This is a genomic window from Sulfitobacter sp. PR48, assembly GCF_028807335.1.
Lineage (GTDB): Bacteria > Pseudomonadota > Alphaproteobacteria > Rhodobacterales > Rhodobacteraceae > Sulfitobacter.
The window spans coordinates 116,582-136,132 of sequence record NZ_JARAMM010000007.1 but is presented as its reverse complement, the minus strand read 5'-3'; the positions used below and the strand labels follow the sequence as shown (position 1 = coordinate 136,132).

Annotated in this window: 18 protein-coding genes; 7 read left to right on the top strand and 11 right to left on the bottom strand. The window is 63.1% G+C overall.

The annotated features are described in order from the left end of the window. The first annotated feature begins 8 nt into the window (after positions 1 to 8). From PVW51_RS11235 to PVW51_RS11225, 3 genes are all read left to right on the top strand, one after another. Positions 9 to 1,046: an ABC transporter permease gene (locus PVW51_RS11235; protein WP_269361619.1), complete on the top strand. Its 1,038-nt coding sequence runs from the start codon at positions 9 to 11 to the stop codon at positions 1,044 to 1,046. After that, positions 1,039 to 2,037: an ABC transporter permease gene (locus PVW51_RS11230; RefSeq protein WP_114275570.1), complete on the top strand. Its 999-nt coding sequence runs from the start codon at positions 1,039 to 1,041 to the stop codon at positions 2,035 to 2,037. Before PVW51_RS11235 ends, PVW51_RS11230 begins: the two co-directional genes overlap by 8 nt. A 302-nt stretch (positions 2,038 to 2,339) precedes the next feature. After that, a complete protein-coding gene (locus tag PVW51_RS11225) occupies positions 2,340 to 3,377 on the top strand; it encodes a YeeE/YedE family protein (protein WP_274575131.1) in 1,038 nt (345 codons plus the stop codon). Positions 3,378 to 3,396: 19 nt separating this feature from the next. Here the strand turns inward: PVW51_RS11225 and PVW51_RS11220 are convergent, their stop codons facing one another. From PVW51_RS11220 to PVW51_RS11195, 6 genes are all read right to left on the bottom strand, one after another. Beyond that, positions 3,397 to 4,680, bottom strand: a complete 1,284-nt coding sequence (locus PVW51_RS11220) for a DUF3422 family protein (RefSeq protein ID WP_274575130.1) — start codon at positions 4,678 to 4,680, stop codon at positions 3,397 to 3,399. A gap of 155 nt (positions 4,681 to 4,835) precedes the next feature. Then, the gene (locus tag PVW51_RS11215) at positions 4,836 to 5,216 is read right to left on the bottom strand and encodes a carboxymuconolactone decarboxylase family protein (protein WP_274575129.1); all 381 of its coding nucleotides are present in this window, start codon (positions 5,214 to 5,216) and stop codon (positions 4,836 to 4,838) included. Then, complete coding sequence (locus tag PVW51_RS11210) at positions 5,213 to 5,587, bottom strand: MerR family transcriptional regulator (protein ID WP_274575128.1); 375 nt, start codon at positions 5,585 to 5,587, stop codon at positions 5,213 to 5,215. Before PVW51_RS11210 ends, PVW51_RS11215 begins: the two co-directional genes overlap by 4 nt. Positions 5,588 to 5,760: 173 nt before the next feature. Next, complete coding sequence (locus PVW51_RS11205; protein ID WP_274575127.1) at positions 5,761 to 5,952, bottom strand: hypothetical protein; 192 nt, start codon at positions 5,950 to 5,952, stop codon at positions 5,761 to 5,763. 308 nt (positions 5,953 to 6,260) lie between these two features. Further along, positions 6,261 to 7,703, bottom strand: coding sequence for an NAD(P)(+) transhydrogenase (Re/Si-specific) subunit beta (locus PVW51_RS11200; protein WP_274575126.1), 1,443 nt, complete (start codon positions 7,701 to 7,703; stop codon positions 6,261 to 6,263). A 13-nt stretch (positions 7,704 to 7,716) separates the two neighbouring features. Beyond that, positions 7,717 to 9,291: a Re/Si-specific NAD(P)(+) transhydrogenase subunit alpha gene (locus PVW51_RS11195; RefSeq protein WP_274575124.1), complete on the bottom strand. Its 1,575-nt coding sequence runs from the start codon at positions 9,289 to 9,291 to the stop codon at positions 7,717 to 7,719. 370 nt (positions 9,292 to 9,661) lie between these two features. Here PVW51_RS11195 and PVW51_RS11190 point away from each other — a divergent pair, with 370 nt between their 5' ends. After that, a complete protein-coding gene (locus tag PVW51_RS11190) occupies positions 9,662 to 10,219 on the top strand; it encodes an REP-associated tyrosine transposase (protein ID WP_274575123.1) in 558 nt (185 codons plus the stop codon). 257 nt (positions 10,220 to 10,476) lie between these two features. On the opposite strand, the gene PVW51_RS11185 is transcribed toward PVW51_RS11190, so the two are convergent. The 4 genes from PVW51_RS11185 to PVW51_RS11170 all read right to left on the bottom strand — a co-directional run bounded on the left by PVW51_RS11185 (position 10,477) and on the right by PVW51_RS11170 (position 14,706). Further along, entirely contained in the window at positions 10,477 to 11,253 is a 777-nt protein-coding gene (locus tag PVW51_RS11185) for a gamma-glutamyl-gamma-aminobutyrate hydrolase family protein (RefSeq protein WP_274575122.1), read from the bottom strand. Positions 11,254 to 11,319: 66 nt separating this feature from the next. After that, positions 11,320 to 11,745, bottom strand: a complete 426-nt coding sequence (locus tag PVW51_RS11180) for a GlcG/HbpS family heme-binding protein (RefSeq protein WP_274575121.1) — start codon at positions 11,743 to 11,745, stop codon at positions 11,320 to 11,322. A gap of 73 nt (positions 11,746 to 11,818) precedes the next feature. Continuing rightward, positions 11,819 to 13,951, bottom strand: a complete 2,133-nt coding sequence (locus tag PVW51_RS11175) for a malate synthase G (RefSeq protein ID WP_274575120.1) — start codon at positions 13,949 to 13,951, stop codon at positions 11,819 to 11,821. A 533-nt stretch (positions 13,952 to 14,484) separates the two neighbouring features. Continuing rightward, positions 14,485 to 14,706 (bottom strand): hypothetical protein, encoded by a 222-nt coding sequence (locus PVW51_RS11170; protein ID WP_274575119.1) that lies wholly within the window; start codon positions 14,704 to 14,706, stop codon positions 14,485 to 14,487. 113 nt (positions 14,707 to 14,819) lie between these two features. Between PVW51_RS11170 and pepN the strand changes: the two genes are divergently transcribed. Genes pepN through PVW51_RS11155 form a run of 3 tightly spaced genes read left to right on the top strand, consistent with a single transcriptional unit; the run spans position 14,820 to position 18,570 of the window. Then, complete coding sequence (gene pepN / locus PVW51_RS11165) at positions 14,820 to 17,375, top strand: aminopeptidase N (protein WP_274575118.1); 2,556 nt, start codon at positions 14,820 to 14,822, stop codon at positions 17,373 to 17,375. Next, on the top strand, positions 17,372 to 18,115 hold the full coding sequence (locus PVW51_RS11160; protein WP_274575117.1) for an SDR family oxidoreductase: 744 nt from the start codon (positions 17,372 to 17,374) through the stop codon (positions 18,113 to 18,115). The genes pepN and PVW51_RS11160 overlap by 4 nt, the downstream gene beginning before the upstream one ends. A gap of 5 nt (positions 18,116 to 18,120) precedes the next feature. Beyond that, positions 18,121 to 18,570 (top strand): hypothetical protein, encoded by a 450-nt coding sequence (locus tag PVW51_RS11155; RefSeq protein WP_274575116.1) that lies wholly within the window; start codon positions 18,121 to 18,123, stop codon positions 18,568 to 18,570. A 15-nt stretch (positions 18,571 to 18,585) separates the two neighbouring features. Here PVW51_RS11155 and PVW51_RS11150 read toward each other — a convergent pair whose 3' ends face one another. Continuing rightward, positions 18,586 to 19,401 carry a transglycosylase SLT domain-containing protein gene (locus tag PVW51_RS11150; protein WP_274575115.1) on the bottom strand — a complete coding sequence of 272 codons (816 nt, stop codon included), beginning with the start codon at positions 19,399 to 19,401 and terminating at the stop codon, positions 18,586 to 18,588. Positions 19,402 to 19,551 lie beyond the last annotated feature (150 nt).

Sequence of the window (19,551 nt, the reverse complement as noted above, 5' to 3'; positions counted from 1 at the left end):
CGGCGCTTATGTTGACCTTCACCATCCGACGATTGTTGTTGTCGATCCCGACGCTTTTGCTGATCAGTCTTGTGATTTTCGGCCTGTTACAACTGGCCCCCGGCGACCCGATGGCCCAGGTCCCCCTGACCGTGCCCCCGGAAGTGAAACAGAAGATGCGCGAGGCACTTGGCCTGGGCCAGGCCTGGTACGTGCAATACTACAAGTGGCTGGTGCAGTTCTTCTGGATCGAACCCAAGGTCCTTGTCGACTATCTGACCAACTCAAGCACCCTGCTGGGCTGGCTGCCTGACACCTCGCTCTATAATGGCGAGCTGCGGGTGATCTCCTGGCAGACCCGCAGTCCGGTCATGGACATCGTGGCCCAGCGGATGCCGCAGACCCTCTGGGTTGTCGGGCTGAGCTATATCGTGGGGATCGTGATCGCCATTCCCATCGGCATCTATTCTGCCTACCGGCATTATTCGGTGTTCGATCAGGCGGGGACCTTCATCACCATGATCGGCTTTTCCATTCCGCCGTTTTTCACCGGCCCCCTGCTGATCGTGATCTTCTCGGTCTATCTGGGCTGGCTGCCCTCGATCTATGACACCACCCATGTCGTCAACGACTGGGCCAGCTTCAAGGTGCAGTTCTTTCAGATGATCATGCCGGTGATGGTGCTGGCGCTGCAAACCACCGCACAGATCAGCCGCTACATGCGCGGTGCCATGCTGGACAACCTCAATCAGGATTACGTGCGCACGGCCCGTGCCAAGGGCCTGAAGGAAGGCGTTGTCGTGATGGTCCATGTGCTGCGCAACTCGATGATCCCGGTCGTCACCGTCATCGCCCTGGGCATGCCCGCCATCTTTGGCGGCGCGATCATCACCGAGAATGTGTTCAAGGTGAACGGCATCGGCCAGCTGCTGCTGACAGCGCTTTTTGCCAACGATCTGCCGATGGTGATGACCCTGACCTTCATCTTTGCGATCCTGATCGTGCTGTTCAACCTCATCGCAGACGTGCTTTACGGTCTGCTCGACCCGAGGATCCGCTATGACTGAGCAAGCGACACCTGCCAGCCCGCTGGAGGCCGATATCGAAACCATCGGCGCACTGATGGACAAGGGGCCGTCCAAGCCGCCCCGCAGCCAGTGGCGCGATGTCTGGGACCAGTTCCGCAAACACAAGGGCGCTGTCTTTGGCGGCGGGTTCCTGTTGCTGATCACCTTCGCCGTGGTTTTCGGCCCCTATATCTGGGATGTGGACCCCAAGGCGCTGGACATTCGCAATAAGAACTGGCGTCCCGTCTATACCCTGCTCTGGGATGGCGGGGCCAATGCAGGCTGGGCGCATCCCTTTGGCACCGATCAGCTGGGCCGCGATATCCTGGCGCAGATGATTTCCGGCGGGCGGGTGTCGATGGCCGTGGGCTGGCTCGCCATGGGGCTCGCGCTGGTGATCGGCACCGCAGTCGGGGTGATCGCAGGCTATTTCAAATGGCTCGACTTCTGGCTGATGCGCTTTACCGATCTGGTCCTGTCGCTGCCGATCCTGCCGCTGGTGCTGCTGGCGGTGACCCTGTTCCGCCAGCCGCTGAACTCACGCTTCGGGCCGGAGGGCGGCATGTTCATCCTCATCGTCTCGGTGATCGGGCTGACCTCCTGGATGCAGACCGCAAGGATCGTGCGCGGCGATATCCTGGCGCTGAAAGAGCGTGAATTCATCCTTGCCGCGCGGTCCATCGGGACCACCAGCGGCAAGATCATCCGCCGCCACCTGCTGCCCAATGTGATCTCGCCCATCATGGTCTCGGCCACGCTGGGCCTGGCCACCGCGATCATCACCGAAAGCGCGCTCAGCTTTCTTGGCGTCGGTTTCCCGTCAGACTACCCCACCTGGGGCAAGCTGCTGGCCGATGCGGTGCCGCGGATGCAGGATTTCCCCGAAAGGGTGCTGCTGCCGGGGATCGCCATCTCGCTGACCGTGCTTGGTGTGAACTATCTCGGCGACGGGTTGCGCGATGCGCTCGACCCCCGCATCCGGGGCAGATAGCCCCAAAAAAGGACCATGACACCGCCCCGGCCCCAGGCCGGGGCCGGTCTGACCTTTCGGCGCGCCATCAGCTGAAAGCCGTCCCGCTTTCGCGAAGAATTCCGGAAATCTGTTCCCTTTGGCACCGCCATGCCCTCCGTCGCAGTGCTTGATCCCTGCCCCGGACCCCGCCAAATGGGAAATAATTCTGCTTTTGCGGCTCTTCGCGGATTTCCTGCCAGAACTGGCAACCAAATCAACTTGAAAGCAAGACAGGATATCTGATGACCGGCGCGATACCGGCACCTTGGGGAATTTTGGCGATGTTTGAATCATTCGGCTTCGAGAGCCTCACCGCGCCGCAGGCGGTTGTCTATTTTGCCCTGGCCATCGGGCTTGTCTTCGGCCTGCTGGCGCAGATCACCAAATTCTGTTTCCGCCGTTCCCTTGTCGGCGAGGACAGCCGCGCCGCCGCCGGAGTCTGGTTCACCGCGCTTGCCGTGGCGGTGCTGGGCACCCAGGGCGCGGTTGCCCTGGGCTGGATCAGCTTTGCCGACCACCGGTTCATGGTGTCCGAAGTGCCCGTGCTTGCCATTGCGGTGGGCGGGCTGCTGTTCGGCGCGGGCATGGTGCTGACCCGTGGCTGCATCTCGCGGCTGACGGTGCTGACCGGCACCGGCAACCTGCGGGCAGCCGTCGTCCTGCTTTGCTTTGCCGTGGTGGCGCATATGACCCTGAAGGGGGTGCTGGCCCCGCTCCGCGTCGCTCTGGGCCAGGTCACCTTGAACATGGGAGAAGCCGTCAGCCTTGCCGCCCTGCCCGGCGGTGCGCTGCTCTGGACCGGGCTGATCGCGGCCGCCGCACTGGCCATCGGCCTGCGGTCGGGCAACCGCCCGCTGCACCTGGTACTGGCCGTGCTGATCGGCCTGCTGGTGCCGCTGGCCTGGGTCGGCACCGGTTTCATCCTCTACGACGATTTCGACCCGATCGCGATGGAAAGCCTGTCCTTCACCTCCCCCTCTGCCGAGACCCTGTTCTGGAGCATCGCCAGCACCTCGATCCCGGCCGGATTTGGCGTGGGATTGCTGGGCGGCGTTGTTGCCGGTGCCCTGCTGGCCAGCCTGATCTTTGGCGGCTTTGCCTGGCAAAGCTTCGAGACGCCGCGCCAGACCGGGCGCTACCTGCTGGGGGCTGTGCTGATGGGCATCGGGGGCGTGCTGGCGGGCGGCTGTACCCTTGGCGCGGGGCTCTCCGGTGTGCCGACACTCTCTGTCGCCGCCGTGCTGGCCATCGTGATGATCGGCATCGGTGCCAGGGCGACCCATGCCCTGCTCAGCGATGCGGCGGTCCGGCACGCCTGAACCGGGCGCGGTCCCCCAGTCAGTCCAGGTGCTTGCGCAGCCTGCTGATCAGCAACCACACCACCGCCACCACCGGCAGGGTCACAGCGGCGGTCAGCAGCCCCTTGCTGAGGCCCGTGGCCTCGGCCACCGGGTACAGCAGGTATCCCGCCAGAGACACCGCGTAATAGCTGATCGCCACCACCGACAGCCCCTCGACCGTGCGCTGCAGGCGCAGCTGAAGGTCGGCGCGCCGGTCCATGCTGGCCAGGATCGCCTGATTCTGCGCAGACCGTTCCACATCCACCCGCGTGCGCAGCAGCTCCGAGGCACGGATCGACCGGGCCGACATGATGCCCAGCCGCCGCTCTGCCGATTGCACGGTGCGCATTGCCGGTTCGTACCGGCGCATCATGAATTCGGCAAAGCCCTGCTGCCCCATGAACCGCGTCTCGCGCAGCACCTCGATGCGTTGGTCCACAATCGCCTGATAGGCCCCCGTCGCCCCGAAGCGAAAGGCAGATTGCGCGGCCAATGTCTCCAGTTCCACCGAAATGTCCAGCAGCGCATGCAGCGTGTCTTCTGCCCGCGCTGCCGGCCCGCGCATCTCTGCCATCAGGTCGGTCAGCTTGGTATCCAGCCTGTTCAGCTGGGGGCCAACCTCGCGCACCATGGAAAAGCCCAGCATCGAAGCCGCCTTGTAAAGTTCGATCTCGCAAAGCCGCTGCACAATGCGCCCGATCCGGCCGCTGCCGGTGGTGGCGTCGGGAAAGACGGCGATCCGCAGATGGCCGGATGAATCGATGCGGAAATCGCTGGCCACCACCGCCGCCCCGTCCAGCACCGAAGCCACGGCAAGGCTTTCCGGCACGAACCAGTCGCGCAGATGGGCCGATATGGTCTCGTCCTCCTGTGGCCGCTCCATCACCCGCAACAGGGCCGAGGTAATCCGCCCGCCGGGCGCCTCATCAAGCCAGTAGTCGGGAAAGACATCGAATTGCGACGGGTCGAAGGGCCGCGCGCTCAGGTCATTGCGGATCACCATATAGGTGACCAACTCGGTGTGCTGTTCCCACTTCAGCCAGTATTTCCCCATCTCGCCGGAGTAATGGGTCGCATTGGGATCCGGGCGGGGCGCGCCATAGTGATCCAGCAGGGCCGCAAGATGTGCAAAATCCGCAGACCTGTCGCGCGAAGCCGCATCCAGGGGTTGCTTGATCGCCAGAAAGGCGACCGTCGCCGGGGCCTTGAGCGAGGGAAACGGCCGGGCGTGCAATTCGCCCGAGAGCGCGTAGCGTTGGGGATAGTCCTTGATCGGGGCCATGGCGGGTCCGTCCAGCAATTGCATTTCGACGAAACATAGGGGAATTTTCCGGTTTTAACAGAGAAAACTGATTTTATTCAACATGTTGTCAGTACACCAATGTATACTGACCCGCCATCCGGGACCGGGAAATCACCGGCGTCCGCCCCAACACTTCAGCTATTCGCCGCCTCGAAAACCTCCAGCGCCGCATTCAGCCCGTTGATCGCCGCAGGCATCCCCGCATAGACCGACATCTGCCAGATCGCCTCCACGATTTCGCGCCTGTCCGCCCCGGCGGCGAGGGTATGTTCGATGTTGACCTTCAGCTGCGGGCCGGTCCAGCCGCCCATCGACACCAGTGCGGCCACCGTGCACAATTGCCGGGTCCGGTTGTCCAGCCCGCCGCGCGTGTAATGCTGGCCATAGGCCCAGTCGATCAGGCTTTCGGCCATGCCGGGGACAAGGTGATCGTATTTGCCCGCCAAGGCTTCTTCCAGACCGGGGTTCATGCCGGCCACATGGGCCCGGCCGCGTTCCAAAGTTGCATCGGTCATATCTGTGGTGTCTCCGTTTCAGCCTCAAGTGTTTCATAAAGCGCGACCTTGTGGTCCATCAGTGCCATGGTCTGCTGCATCAGCTGCAGTTTCTCCCGGATCACCTCGCGGTGCGCCTCCAGCATCTCGCGGCGGGCGCGCAGGGTGCTGTCACCCTGCTGGTGCAGCTTGGCATAACGGATGCGGTCCGCCTGCTTCATGCCGGTGGCATTGAGCTGTTCGAGAAAACCGACCCAGCCCAAGACGTCCGTGCCATAGACCCGCCTGCCCGCGTCGTTGCGCATCGGCGGTGCGATCAGGCCGATCTTTTCGTAGAACCGCAGCGTGTCGATGCTGAGCCCGGTGCGGTCGGATACTTCGCCGATCATCATGTCCTTGCTCCTATTTCCAGGTCACGAATCGACTTTACAAGCTGGAGTGCGCTCCAGCTCAAGCGGTTTTTCCACGGAGCTGTTCCGTTTCGCGCTCCGGACCGGTGTTTTCGGAAACCCTGGTGGTTTTCTTCGCAGAAAACGGATCAAGGCAATGATGCCGGGCGTCGAAATCACCCCGAGCGATTGAGCAGAGTGCCAGTTGCCTGCACCGGAGTTTTCAAAAACTCCGGGCCGTTTTCTTCGAAGAAAACGTACCCCGGCAGCACCCGCAGCAACACCACCTCATCATCTTGAGCGATATACCATCCGTCTGAACCGGAGTTTTCAAAAACTCCGAACCGTTTTCTTCGAAGAAAACGCACCCCGGCAGCACCCGCAGCAACACCACCTCATCATCTTGAGCGATATACCATCTGTCTGCACCGGAGTTTTCAAAAACTCCGAACCGTTTTCTTCGAAGAAACCGTACCCCGGCAGCACCCGCAGCAACACCACCTCATCATCTTGAGCGATATACCATCTGTCTGCACCGGAGTTTTCAAAAACTCCGAACCGTTTTCTTCAAAGAAAACGTACCCCCAACAAAAAACACCCCGCTCTCTCGAACGGGGTGTCTTCAGCAGGCGCCGGAGGTTTCGAAACCTCCGGACCGGGTTTTTCGAAAAATCGCCTAGTCGATCAGCGGCAGCAGCTTGTCCAGGCTGGCCTTTGCATCGCCATAGAACATCCGCGTGTTTTCCTTGAAGAACAGCGGGTTCTCGATCCCGGAATAGCCCGTGCCCTGCCCCCGCTTGGAGACAAAGACCGTCTTGGCCTTCCAGCATTCCAGCACGGGCATGCCGGCAATCGGGCTGTTGGGATCGTCCTGAGCGGCAGGGTTCACGATGTCGTTGGACCCGATCACGATGGCCACATCCGTATCCGGAAAGTCCTCGTTGATCTCGTCCATCTCCATCACGATGTCATAGGGCACCTTGGCCTCTGCCAGCAGCACGTTCATATGCCCCGGCAGACGCCCCGCAACGGGGTGAATGGCGAAACGCACGTTCTTGCCCTGGGCGCGCAGCTTCTTGACCAGCTCGCTGACCGCCTGCTGGGCCTGTGCCACCGCCATGCCGTAGCCCGGAATGATGATGACACTGTCCGCCTCGTTCAGCGCCGCGGCAACGCCGTCGGCCTCGATGGCGATCTGTTCGCCCTCGACCGCCATCTGCTCGCCCGACGGGCCGCCAAAGCCGCCCAGGATCACGCTGACAAAACTGCGGTTCATCGCCTTGCACATGATGTAGGACAGGATCGCACCCGAAGAACCGACCAGCGCGCCGACCACGATCAGCAGGTCGTTGCCAAGGCTGAAGCCGATCGCCGCCGCCGCCCAGCCGGAATAGCTGTTCAGCATCGAGACCACCACCGGCATGTCGGCGCCGCCGATGCCCATGATCAGGTGATAGCCGATGAACAGCGCGCAAAGCGTCATGACAAACAGCGGCAGGAAGCCACCGGTGCCGAAGTACCAGATCAGGCAGACCAGCGAGAGACCGGCCGCACCGGCGTTCAGGATATGCCCGCCGGGCAGTTTCGCAGCCGATGAATTCACCCGCCCCGCCAGTTTGCCATAGGCAATGACGGATCCGGTAAAGGTAACCGCCCCGATGAAGATGCCCAGGAACAGCTCGACCCGAAGGATGTTGATCTCCACGGCCGTCTTCTTGGCGATCAGCGCGGCAAAGGTGCCGAACTGCGCGACATCATAATTGGGGTTCAGCAGCGTTTCCTGCACATTGGCGATCTCGAAATGGGCGTTGAAGCCGACGAAAACCGCCGCCAGACCCACCAGGCTGTGCATCGCCGCGACCAGTTCGGGCATCTGCGTCATCTGCACCCGCGTCGCCAGCTGATAGCCGATGGCCCCGCCTGCAATCACCAGGATCACCGACAGGATCCACAGCCCCGAACCGGGCCCGATCAGCGTGGCAAGCACCGCCAGCCCCATGCCGACAATGCCGTACCAGACCGCGCGTTTCGCACTCTCCTGCCCCGAAAGCCCCCCGAGCGAGAGGATGAACAGGACAGCCGCGACAACATAGGCCGCTGTTGTAAAACCAAATTCCATTGCTCTGGCTCCTTTAAGATTTCTGGAACATGGCGAGCATGCGCCGTGTCACGAGGAAGCCACCAAAGATGTTGATGCCACACATGAAGACCGACAGCGCGGCGAGGATCACCACGATGGCCGAGCCTGATCCAAGCTGCATCAGCGCACCGAGAATGATGATCGACGATATCGCATTGGTCACGGCCATCAGCGGCGTGTGCAGGCTGTGCGCCACGCCCCAGATCACCTGGAAGCCGACAAAGACCGCCAGCACGAAGACGATGAAGTGCTGCATGAAGCTGGCAGGCGCCACCAGGCCGACCGCCAGCAGCAACGCACCGCCGATGGCCAGCAGGGTCACCTGATTGCGGGTCTGCGCCTTGAAGGCCGCAACTTCCTGCGCCGCCTTCTCCTCGCGGGTCAGCTCCTTTGGTTTTTCCTTCTTCGGCGCCGCCGCAATTGCCGCTACCTTGGGCGGTGGCGGTGGGAAGGTCACGGCCTTGGCATGGGCAATCGTGGCGCCCCTTATCACGTCATCTTCCATGTTGTGATTGATCACGCCGTCTTTTTCCGGCGTCAGATCGGTCATCAGATGGCGGATGTTGGTCGCATAAAGCGTCGAGGCCTGGGTCGCCATCCGGCTGGGGAAGTCGGTGTAGCCGATGATGGTGACGCCATTGTCGGTGACAATCTTCTGGTCCGGCACGGTCAGCTTGCAGTTGCCGCCCTTTTCCGCCGCAAGGTCCACGATCACCGATCCCGGTTTCATGGATTTGACCATGTCCTCGGTCCACAGTTCCGGCGCTTCGCGGTTCGGGATCAGCGCGGTGGTGATCACGATGTCCACATCGGGGGCCAGTTCGCGGAACTTGGCCAGTTGCGCCTCGCGGAATTCCGGAGAGGAAACAGAGGCATAGCCGCCCGAAGCGGATCCATCCTGCTGCTCTTCCTCGAAATCGAGATAGACGAATTCGGCGCCCATGCTCTCGACCTGTTCGGCCACTTCGGGGCGCACGTCAAAGGCATAGGTGATCGCCCCCAGCGAGGTGGAGGTGCCGATCGCGGCAAGACCGGCCACACCGGCCCCGACGACCAGAACCTTGGCGGGGGGCACCTTGCCTGCCGCCGTGATCTGACCGGTAAAGAAACGGCCAAAGTTGTTGCCCGCCTCGATCACCGCGCGGTAGCCCGCGATATTGGCCATCGAGGACAGCGCATCCATCTTCTGCGCGCGGCTGATGCGCGGGATCATCTCCATCGCGATGACAGTGGCACCCTTCTCTGCGGCCTGGTTCATCCTGGCTTCATCGGCCACCGGGCTGAAGAAGGAGATCAGCGTCTGCCCGTCCCGCAGTCTTTTCATTTCTGCGTCTGACGGCACCCGCACCTTGGCGACCACATCAGCGGCCTTCCACAGGGCGGCGGCGGTCTTGACCACCTCAACCCCGGCCTCCTTGTAGGCGGCATCGGCAAATCCCGCGGCCAGGCCTGCACCGGTTTCGATCACGCAGTCATGACCCAGCTTTTGCAGCTGCAAAGCGGAGTCAGGCGTCATCGCAACGCGGTTTTCTCCTTCGAATAATTCCTTCGGCGTACCGATCTTCACACTTCTTCCCCCATTCTGGACACCAGACAAACGAACGTTGAGCCCGCACTGCCTGCACTTACCCTGCGCCCCCTTGATCCACAAGCAAAACACCATGTGAAAGGTGAGCTTGGGACCGGGACGAGCCGCCGGAACGCCTCTTTTTCAGGCCTTGGCGCGGATTCGAATTTGAAACTTTATTTCACACAGATAAAGCGAAACGCAACAATGAAACTCCACGCCACGACAGAAAATTCCGCAGCGCAGCGTAGGGGCCTCCCCGCCGCATACCGCCGCGCGCCGGAAACCGCAGGCTTCCTGCCCGCCCGGCGGGTTCTGCCCCGGCCTCCGGCTTAACCCCGCCTTAACCAAAATGCGCCTAGCCTGCCACATGCCCGCCTGCCTTCACAGACGCCGCTACGGTGGAACATATTTCTTCACAATCCGTCTGGCGGACCGCAACGATGATGCCCTGGTCCGCCGCATCGCCGAGTTGCGCCGCGCCATGCGCCACAGGCTGAAACACCATCCTTTCCGGATCGACGCAATTACCGTGCTGCCATCGGTCATCCACACGATCTGGACCCTGCCTGCGGACAGCGCCGGTTACCCCAACCGCGTCGGAATGTTGAAAGCGCGCTTTTCCCGGGCCCTGCCGATGCCGCCGCATCGCACACCCGCACAGATCGCGCGCGGGGAAAAAGGGATCTGGCAACGCCGTTTCTGGGAACACGAAATCCGCGACAGCGCCGATTTCAACCGGCACCGGGATCTGATCTATCTTGCCCCGGTACAGGCAGGCCTGGCCGCGCAGCCGCAGGACTGGCCCCATTGCTCATTGCACTGCGACCTCAGACGCGGCATGCCCGCATTCGCGCAGATCGGTCAGACTGCTGCGCGGATGCAATTCCCGCCTCCTGAACAGGAACCGCTCATCCTTGTGCAATAGTGCCGGTTGTCAGGTGAAACCGGCGTCGCGTCACCGCGCTGACCCGGACCAATCGAGCGGAGCGCAAAACGGATAGTCGCGCAGATCGCTGCGAACGGCAGGAACCGGCCCCTCCTGGGCCTCGAAAACGAAGCGCAAGCCGGCCCGGCGCCTGCGGCTTGTTCCGGGCTTTGGCTCCACTGAGCGACGGCAGCAATACCCGCTCACCTGCCCTCGATGCGGATCGCGTCAAAGCAACGCGACCTGCGCCACATCGCTCAGACCGCCTTCAGCGCCGGTGCCACTTCACCCGCAGCCCAGCTGCGCGCCGCATCGCCGAAGGCCTGGAACAATTTGCGCGACACCGGGTCCTGACCGGCGTTCCATTCCGGATGCCACTGGACCGACAGGGTAAACCCGCAGGCCCCCTTGACATAAATCGCCTCGGGCGTGCCGTCATCGGCGAAACCGTCCATCATGATCCGGGCACCGGGGGTCTTGATCCCCTGCCCGTGCAGCGTGTTGGTGCGCACCTTCTGCGACCCGATCAGGTTGTGAAAGACACCCCCTTCGGAAAAGGTCACGTCATGGCGCAGCTCGAACTTCTCCTCGATGGTGCCATCGGGCGGCATCCGGTGGTTCATCCGGCCCGGCAGATCGCGGATTTCGGGGTAAAGCGTGCCCCCCATTGCCACGTTCACTTCCTGAAACCCCCGGCAAACGCCGAAAAACGGCTGCCCGCGCTCCACACAGGCGCGGATCAGCGGCAGGACAATCGCGTCCCGCGCGCGGTCGAAGGCGCCATGCGCCTCGGTTGCCGCCTCGCCATATTCCTCGGGGTGAACATTGGGCCGCCCGCCGGTGAACAGAAAGCCGTCACAGACCTCCATCAACTCGTTGACCGACAGATGCCTGGGGTCGGCGGGAATGATGAAGGGCACGCAGTCGGAAACGCCAGACACCGCCTCGGTGTTCATCTGTCCGCCTGCATGCACCTCGTACTGGTCATTGATCAGGTGCGAATTTCCGATAATGCCAACGACAGGACGCGCCATGGGTCACCTTCTATTGCTGCAATTGCATAAACATAGGCCAAGCCCGCCGCCCGCTCAAGCACCGCGTCAGATTTCGCCCTGCAACCGGGCGGCGGCAATGCCCGCCATCGCGCATTCTGCATCTTTTTCAGACGTATCGCCGGTCACGCCGACCGCGCCGATCACCGCCCCCTTGCGGTCGCGCAGCAGCACGCCGCCCGGCACCGGAATCACCTGACCGCCGTAAACCCCGTTCACCGCCGCCATGAAATAGGCCTGATCCTCCGCGCGTTTCATCTGCGCCGTCCCCGCCATGCCCAGCATCACCGCGCCATAGGCCTTGCCATGGGCAATGGCAAAGCGCCCCGCCGCCGCCCCGTCCTCGCGTTCAAAGGCCTGCACATGACCGCCTGCATCCAGCACCACGACAGAGAGCGGTTTCAGCTCCATCTCGCGGCCCTTCTCCAGCGCCTTGCGTATGATCGTGCGTGCTTTTCTCAATGAAATCGCCACCTGCTTCTCCTCTTTTTGGCAAAAAATATTCCCGGGGTGTGGGGCAGCGCCCCACGCAGCTTTCACCCCGCGCTCAGCCCGCCGCCTTCAGCTCCAGCCGCCGCGCATGCAGCACCGGCTCGGTATAGCCCGAAGGTTGCTCGCGCCCCTTCAGCACCAGATCGCAGGCCGCCTGAAAGGCAATGCCGTCGTAACCGGGCGCCATCGGGCGATAGGCCGGATCACCGGCATTCTGACCATCCACCACCCTGGCCATCTTCTTCAGCCCCTCCATGACCTGATCGGCGTCGATCACCCCGTGATGCAGCCAGTTCGCCAGCGCCTGGGCGGAAATGCGGCAGGTGGCGCGGTCTTCCATCAGGCCGACATCATTGATGTCCGGCACCTTGGAGCAGCCAACCCCCTGATCGACCCAGCGCACCACATAGCCCAGAATGCCCTGGGCATTGTTCTCGATCTCGCGGGTGATTTCGGCCGCGCTCAGGTTGCGCCCCTCCAGCACCGGGATCTCCAGCAGATCGGCCAGCGTGCCGCGCGGCCCGCCTGCCCGGATCTCGTCCTGCCGCGCGATCACATCGACCTGATGATAATGCATCGCATGCAGGGTGGCCGCGGTCGGCGAGGGCACCCAGGCGCAGGAGGCCCCGGCCATCGGGTGACCCACCTTTGCCGCGATCATATCGGCCATCATGTCCGGCATCGCCCACATGCCCTTGCCGATCTGCGCCCGCCCCTGCAACCCGCAGGCCAGGCCGATATCCACATTGCGGTCCTCATAGGTGCCGATCCAGGTGGCGTTCTTCATGTCGCCCTTGGGCACCATCGGCCCGGCCTCCATCGAAGTATGGATCTCGTCGCCGGTGCGGTCCAGGAAACCGGTGTTGATGAAAGCCACCCGATGTTTCGCCGCGCGGATACATTCCCTGAGGTTGGCACTGGTGCGGCGTTCCTCGTCCATGATGCCCAGCTTCACGGTATGGGCCGGCAGGCCAAGCAGGCCTTCCACCATGGTGAAAATCTCGTCGGTAAAGGCAACTTCGGCAGGCCCGTGCATCTTAGGCTTGACCACATAGACCGACCCCTGCACCGAATTCCCGCCCGCGCGCTTCAGGTCGTGCATTGCGATCAGCGTGGTGATCATGGCATCCATCAGCCCCTCACCCACTTCGCGGCCCGCGCGGTCCAGCACCGCCGGGTTGGTCATCAGGTGGCCGACATTGCGCACCAGCATCAGCGCGCGGCCTTTCAGCGTCACCGCCCCGCCATCCGGCGCGGTATAGCTCCGGTCCGGGTGCATCACCCGTGTCATCGGCTTGCCGTTCTTCTGGAAGGTCTCCGACAGATCGCCCTTCATCAGCCCCAGCCAGTTGCGATAGGCGCCCACCTTGTCCTCGGCATCCACCGCGGCCACGCTGTCCTCGCAATCCATGATGGTGGAGACCGCGCTTTCCAGCAGGACATCGGCCACATGGGCCGGGTCGGTCTTGCCGATGGGATGGTCCGCATCGACCGTGATTTCCACATGCAGCCCGTTGTTGCGCAGCAGGATCGCCGAGGGTGCCGCCGCATCCCCGCGATAGCCCGCAAATTGCGCAGGATCGGCAAGTGCCGACACCAATGCGCCATCTTCCACGGCATAGCCGGTTACATCGGCATGCGAACCGCCCGCAAGCGGTGCCGCCTGATCCAGAAACGCCTTGGCCCGCGCCACCACCCGCGCACCACGCGCCGCGTCATACCCCCCCGCCGGGGGCAGATCGCCCAGCGCATCGGTGCCATAGAAGGCATCATAAAGACTGCCCCAGCGCGCATTGCAGGCATTCAGCGCAAACCGCGCATTTGTGATCGGCACCACCAATTGCGGGCCCGGCACCGTTGCGATCTCGGGGTCCACATTGGCGGTTTCGATGGTGAAATCAGGGCCTTCGGGCACCAGATAGCCGATATCGGTCAGAAAGCTGCGGTAGCTTTCGGCATCATGTTGCCTGCCCCGGTGGGCGATGTGCCAATCGTCGATCTGCTGCTGCAACGTCTCGCGCTCGGCCAGGAGGGCGCGGTTCCTGTCGCCCATCTCGTGCACCAGCTGCGAAAACCCCTGCCAGAAGGCATCCGGCGTCACGCCACTGCCCGGCAGGGCTTCATCCTCGATGAAAGCGACAAGGGCGGACTCCACCTGCAAATCGTGTTTGTTGATCCTGTCTGACATTGCTTGCGCTCCCTTCGCCCGGAAATTTCCAAAGGTGTACGGCGATTGGTTCCGAGCGACAAGTTTCTTGGTAAAGTAATCTTACCAAAATTCGCGCATTCCTTGCCACACTGCCCCCCACCCCTGGGATGGAGGGCAAAATGGCGGCACCGGAAACGGGTGCCGCCACCAGATTGCTGACAAACCCGGAAGCGGCTGCCGCCGGAGGTAAATCGTTCTTCTGCGCTCTGCGTTACGTTTTTGAACGAAGGGCCGCGCCCGAGCCTGGGAGGGCGCATTGAGACGCGCATTCGGAGCGCCTCCCTTACAAATATCAATGTTGTCAGTGTGATACGAGAAGTCACCAAAAGCGCCCTCCCGGGGGGAGGGTCGGGCGCGGCCCGGGCTGACACCCGGGCCAAGGCTTGTGGCTGGCGTCGTGGAAGAACGATTTCGTTGTTTCGGGGGGAGCGGGTGCAGGAACGCGCTTTTTCAGCAGCCTCATGGCGGCACCGGAAACGGGTGCCGCCACGCTGATCCTTCCGGGCGCGGTCCTAGTCGGAGCCGCCTGCCACCGGGGCCACGGCGTCATCGGTGCTGTTCACCGTGCTGCCCGTTTCAATCGCGGGCAGCTGATCATCGCCGCCGCCCATCACGGCCAGGAAAAAGACGATCAGGACCATCAGCACACCAAAGACCATCGCCCCCTTGATCCCCAGCAATGCGGGCTTGTGACGTTGTTCCTGCTTGTCGATGTTTGTGTCGGGTGCAGACATCAGGGTGTCCTCCATGTTGTTTGACTTTCGTTCCATTCGCCCCGTTGCAGGGCAGGTCTCATGGTCATAACGTGCAGCCCAACCGAACCGTTCCGGCAAAAAGAGGTACTTCCATGCGCGACGCGGCCCCCAAGACGATCTATCTGTCCGACTACACACCTTTTGGTTTTGTGGTCGACAGTGTTGCGCTGGACTTTGATCTTGATCCGCACAAGACCCGCGTCAAAAGCAGGATCGCCTTCCGCCCCAACCCCGATGCGACCGACAGGCGGTTCTTTCTGCACGGTGAAAACCTGTCGCTGATCTCTGCCCGCATCGACGGCAGGGATGTCACCCCTGTTCTGTCAGAAGACGGGTTGACCTGCGATACCCCCGACGGCCCGTTCCTGTGGGAATCGGAGGTCGAGATCGACCCTGCGAACAACACCGCGCTGGAGGGGCTTTACATGTCGAACGGCATGTATTGCACCCAATGCGAGGCCGAGGGTTTTCGCAAGATCACCTATTATCCCGACCGCCCGGATGTGATGAGCGTCTTTACCGTCACCATCAACGGCCCCCACCCGGTGCTGCTGAGCAATGGCAACCCGGTCAGCACCGGTCAGCACAGCGCCGAATGGCACGATCCCTGGCCCAAGCCTGCGTATCTCTTTGCCCTGGTTGCCGGTGATCTCGTGGCGCATTCCGATCATTTCACCACCATGACCGGCCGCGAGGTGGCGCTGAACCTTTACGTGCGCCCCGGCGACGAGGGCAAATGCGCCTTCGGGATGCAGGCGCTGAAGGCCTCGATGAAATGGGACGAAGAGGTCTATGGCCGCGCATACGACCTTGATCTGTTCAACATCGTCGCGGTGGATGATTTCAACATGGGCGCGATGGAGAACAAGGGGCTGAACATCTTCAACTCCTCCGCCGTGCTGGCCAGCCCCGAAACCTCAACCGACATGAATTTCGAGCGGATCGAGGCGATCATCGCCCATGAATATTTCCACAACTGGACCGGCAACCGCATCACCTGCCGCGACTGGTTCCAGCTCTGCCTCAAGGAGGGGCTGACGGTGTTCCGCGACAGTCAGTTCACCTCTGACATGCGCTCCGCCCCGGTGAAACGCATCCACGATGTCATCGACCTGCGCGCGCGCCAGTTCCCCGAGGATCAGGGCCCGCTTGCCCATCCGGTGCGGCCCGAAAGCTTTCAGGAAATCAACAACTTCTACACCGCCACCGTCTATGAAAAAGGCGCCGAGGTCATCCGCATGCTCAAAACCCTGGTCGGTGATGAGGCCTATGCCAGGGCGCTGGACCTCTATTTTGAACGCCATGACGGTCAGGCCTGCACCATCGAGGATTGGCTGAAGGTCTTCGAGGATACCACCGGCCGGAACCTCGCGCAGTTCAAGCGCTGGTATTCTCAGGCCGGCACTCCGCGCCTGTCGGTCACCGAAGACTGGGACGGCAGCACCCTCACGCTGACCTTCCGGCAGGATACCAAGCCCAGCGCGGCCTCCCCCGATCCGAAACCGCAGGTCATCCCCATCGCCGCCGGGCTGATCGGCCCGGACGGGACCGAAGTGGGCGAAACCCGCATCCTTGAAATGTCCGAAGCCACGCAGAGCTTCAGCTTCGACGGGCTGGCGGCGCGCCCGGTCCCCTCGATCCTGCGCGGTTTTTCCGCGCCGGTGATGCTGGAGCATGATCTCAGCGATGCCGACCGCGCCCATCTGCTGAGCCATGACACGGATCCCTTCAACCGCTGGGAAGCCGCGCGGATGCTGGCCCGCAAGGCGCTGATGCCGATGATCCACGACGGGGCGGATGCCGATCCCGCCTATCTGGCGGCCATCACCACGGTGCTCAGCGACACCGCGCTCGACCCCGCCTATCGCGCGCTGATGCTGGGCCTGCCCACGCAATCCGAACTGGCCGCGCTGATCCACGGCGAGGGTGGCACCCCGATGCCCGAGAACATCCATGCCGGTGTCGAGCGGATGCGCGATGCGATGGCCGATGCCCTGGGCGATGCCGCGCAGCAGATCCACGCCGCCAACCTTGTCACCGCCCCCTATGATCCCGGTGCCGAACAGGCCGGCAAACGCAGCCTTGCCAATGCCATGCTCTCCCTGATCACCCGCCGCGACGGGGGCCGGGCCGCACAGGCGCAATATGATGCGGCGGACAATATGACCAACCAGCTGGCAGCCCTCGCCGCCCTGCTGCACATCGGCAAGGGGGAAAAGGCGCTTGCCGCCTTCGAGGCGCAATGGAAGGACGACCGGCTGGTGATGGACAAATGGTTCGGCCTGCAGGTGCAGCAGGCAGAGCCCCGGGATGCCGCCGATGTCGCGGAGAACCTGACCCGCCACCCGGATTTCAACTGGCAGAACCCGAACCGCTTCCGCGCGGTCTTTGGCGCGCTGGCCATGCATCACGCCGGGTTTCACCACGCCTCGGGCAAGGCCTATCGGCTGCTGGCCGACTGGCTGATCCGGCTGGACCCGAAGAACCCGCAGACCACCGCGCGCATGTGCTCGGCCTTCCAGACCTGGAAACGTTATGACACGGACCGGCAAAGCCTCATCGCCGCCGAGCTGGACCGGATGTTGGCCACGCCAGACCTCAGCCGCGACACGACCGAGATGCTGACACGCATCCGGGGCGCGACATGACCCGGCCGGTCTGCCTGATCACCGGGGCCTCCACCGGGATCGGCGCGGCCTGCGCGCGGCTGGCGGCAACGCGGGGCTATGACCTGGTGCTGAATTACCGGTCTGACCATGACAGCGCCCATATGGTTGCCAGCGATGTGGCAAGGTCAGGCGCGCATGCCCTGCTCTGCCCCGCCGATGTGGCCGACCCCGATGCCATCGAGGACATGTTCGCCCAGATCGACGCCGAGTTCGGCCAGCTTGACGCGCTGATCAACAATGCAGGCATCGTCGACCACCCCTCGCCGGTGACCGCTCTGACCCACGACCGCCTGCGGCGGATGTTCGACATCAACGTGATCGGCGCGATCCTGATCGCGGGCGCTGCCGTCAGACGGATGCAGGCGCAGGGCGACGGCGGCGCCATCGTCAATATCTCTTCGGCGGCGGCCCGGCTGGGCTCTGCCAATGAATACGTGGATTATGCTGCCTCCAAGGCCGCGATCGACACCTTTACCAAGGGCCTGTCGGATGAGGTCGCAGCCGAAGGCATCCGCGTCATGTCGCTGCGCCCCGGGCTGATCGAAACCGGTATTCACGCCAAGGGCGGCAGCCCCGACCGGGCCACGCGCCTGTCGGGCAATGTGCCCATGCGCCGCGCGGGCACGGCAGAGGAAGTCGCCCAGGCCGCCCTGTGGCTGCTGTCGGACGAGGCAAGCTATGTCACCGGCTCCACCCTTGATGTATCGGGCGGCAGATAGGCCCCGTGACCGAGGTCCTGACCGACCCCGTCTTCAGCTACCGCCGCGCGGGCCGCAGCCTGCGCGGCATGGCAATCCTGGCCCTGGTCTGGGCCGCGCTGCTCTGCCTGCTCATCGTCTTTGACGCCGCACCGATGGTGGTGGCGATCCTCGCCGTCTTTACCCTGCCGGCACTCTGGGACCTGATCCGCAACCCGCTGGCGGGCATCGATTTGAACGCAACCCATCTGCGCTGGTTCACCGGCCCGCGCGACGCGCTGATTGCCCTGGCCGAAGTTGACCACATCCGGCTGGACACACGGCTCGACTTTTCCGTGCGCGCCAGCATCGTCCTGCCGAATGGCCGCAAGATCAGGATGCCCTTTGAAGCCACCCCGCCCCATCAGGCATTCGAAGAGGCGCTGACCGCACAGGGTGTCACCGTGAAACGGTTCCACTTCCAGCTTTTGCAATAATTTCCGGCCGGCGGCTCAGGGGCGTGCGCGGGGCCGCGTCGCATTGATCGGCTTGCAATAGGCCTGCTGCCGCAGCCAGCCCGCCATCTCGCGCCGCTTGGCGGCAGAGCGCATCGGCCCCCAATCGGCGCCGACACCCTTGTTGCCGCGCGCGCCGGATATCACCCCGTCACGCGGCACGGTATGGGCCATGATGCGCACGGCACAGCTGAGATTGGCCGCACCGCTTTTCAGCGCCGCGCCATCCCCTACGTTACATTTGTACCCCCGTGCGGTGCCCGGCAGGATCTGCAAAAGCCCGTACCAGCGCCCGCCGCCGCCCACAGCCCAGGGCTTGTAGGTGCTTTCGTGCTTGGCCAGGGCCGACAGAAACCCCACCCAGAAGGCCCGCCGCCTGCGGTCGTCCGCCTTTGGGTAGGCCGGGCACCAGGTTTCGATGTCGCCCGGCACCATGTCCACCAGCGGCTTGCCATGCGCCTTGAGTGCGGCCAGCGCGGTTCGGGTCCACAGCGCATTGCCCGCCATATGCTGCCAGCGGGTGCGCGGCAGGTTCGGCGCGCGCGCCTTCGGGCGGATGAGCGGCGGACCCGGCACAACCAGAACGGGCGCACCGGGAAGCGCAGCCTCTTCCGGCAGTTCAAGCGGAGCAGCCTGCGCCCGGGCCGGAAGCTGCGGGACAGCAGATGCCTCCACCGGTTCCAGCGCCATGCCATCAACCTGTGATTGTTCGACGGGAATCGCGCGCGGCTGGGTCCGGAGCGGCGAACGCGCCTCGGCCCAGAGCGGCTCTGACATCATGACGAGCCCGATGGTCAACCCGATAAATTTCATGACGCGCACTATGTGCCGCCATTTTCAAGCTGGCAAGTAGACCGCAGACAAGCAGCGATAAAACGCAACAATGACCGCCTTTCGGTCTGATCGGTGTGAGGCCCGGAACAATCGTTAAAGTTTGAGACGCTGATGTGGAAAATGCACCCT

Excerpts from the sequence above, each read along its gene's own strand:
- PVW51_RS11235 (WP_269361619.1), top strand. The coding sequence starts at position 9 with ATGTTGACCTTCACCATCCGACGATTGTTGTTGTCGATCCCGACGCTT.
- PVW51_RS11230 (WP_114275570.1), top strand. The coding sequence starts at position 1,039 with ATGACTGAGCAAGCGACACCTGCCAGCCCGCTGGAGGCCGATATCGAA.
- PVW51_RS11225 (WP_274575131.1), top strand. The coding sequence starts at position 2,340 with ATGTTTGAATCATTCGGCTTCGAGAGCCTCACCGCGCCGCAGGCGGTT.
- PVW51_RS11220 (WP_274575130.1), bottom strand. The coding sequence starts at position 4,680 with ATGGCCCCGATCAAGGACTATCCCCAACGCTACGCGCTCTCGGGCGAA.
- PVW51_RS11215 (WP_274575129.1), bottom strand. The coding sequence starts at position 5,216 with ATGACCGATGCAACTTTGGAACGCGGCCGGGCCCATGTGGCCGGCATG.
- PVW51_RS11210 (WP_274575128.1), bottom strand. The coding sequence starts at position 5,587 with ATGATGATCGGCGAAGTATCCGACCGCACCGGGCTCAGCATCGACACG.
- PVW51_RS11200 (WP_274575126.1), bottom strand. The coding sequence starts at position 7,703 with ATGGAATTTGGTTTTACAACAGCGGCCTATGTTGTCGCGGCTGTCCTG.
- PVW51_RS11190 (WP_274575123.1), top strand. The coding sequence starts at position 9,662 with ATGCCCGCCTGCCTTCACAGACGCCGCTACGGTGGAACATATTTCTTC.
- PVW51_RS11185 (WP_274575122.1), bottom strand. The coding sequence starts at position 11,253 with ATGGCGCGTCCTGTCGTTGGCATTATCGGAAATTCGCACCTGATCAAT.
- PVW51_RS11175 (WP_274575120.1), bottom strand. The coding sequence starts at position 13,951 with ATGTCAGACAGGATCAACAAACACGATTTGCAGGTGGAGTCCGCCCTT.
- PVW51_RS11170 (WP_274575119.1), bottom strand. The coding sequence starts at position 14,706 with ATGTCTGCACCCGACACAAACATCGACAAGCAGGAACAACGTCACAAG.
- pepN (WP_274575118.1), top strand. The coding sequence starts at position 14,820 with ATGCGCGACGCGGCCCCCAAGACGATCTATCTGTCCGACTACACACCT.
- PVW51_RS11160 (WP_274575117.1), top strand. The coding sequence starts at position 17,372 with ATGACCCGGCCGGTCTGCCTGATCACCGGGGCCTCCACCGGGATCGGC.
- PVW51_RS11150 (WP_274575115.1), bottom strand. The coding sequence starts at position 19,401 with ATGAAATTTATCGGGTTGACCATCGGGCTCGTCATGATGTCAGAGCCG.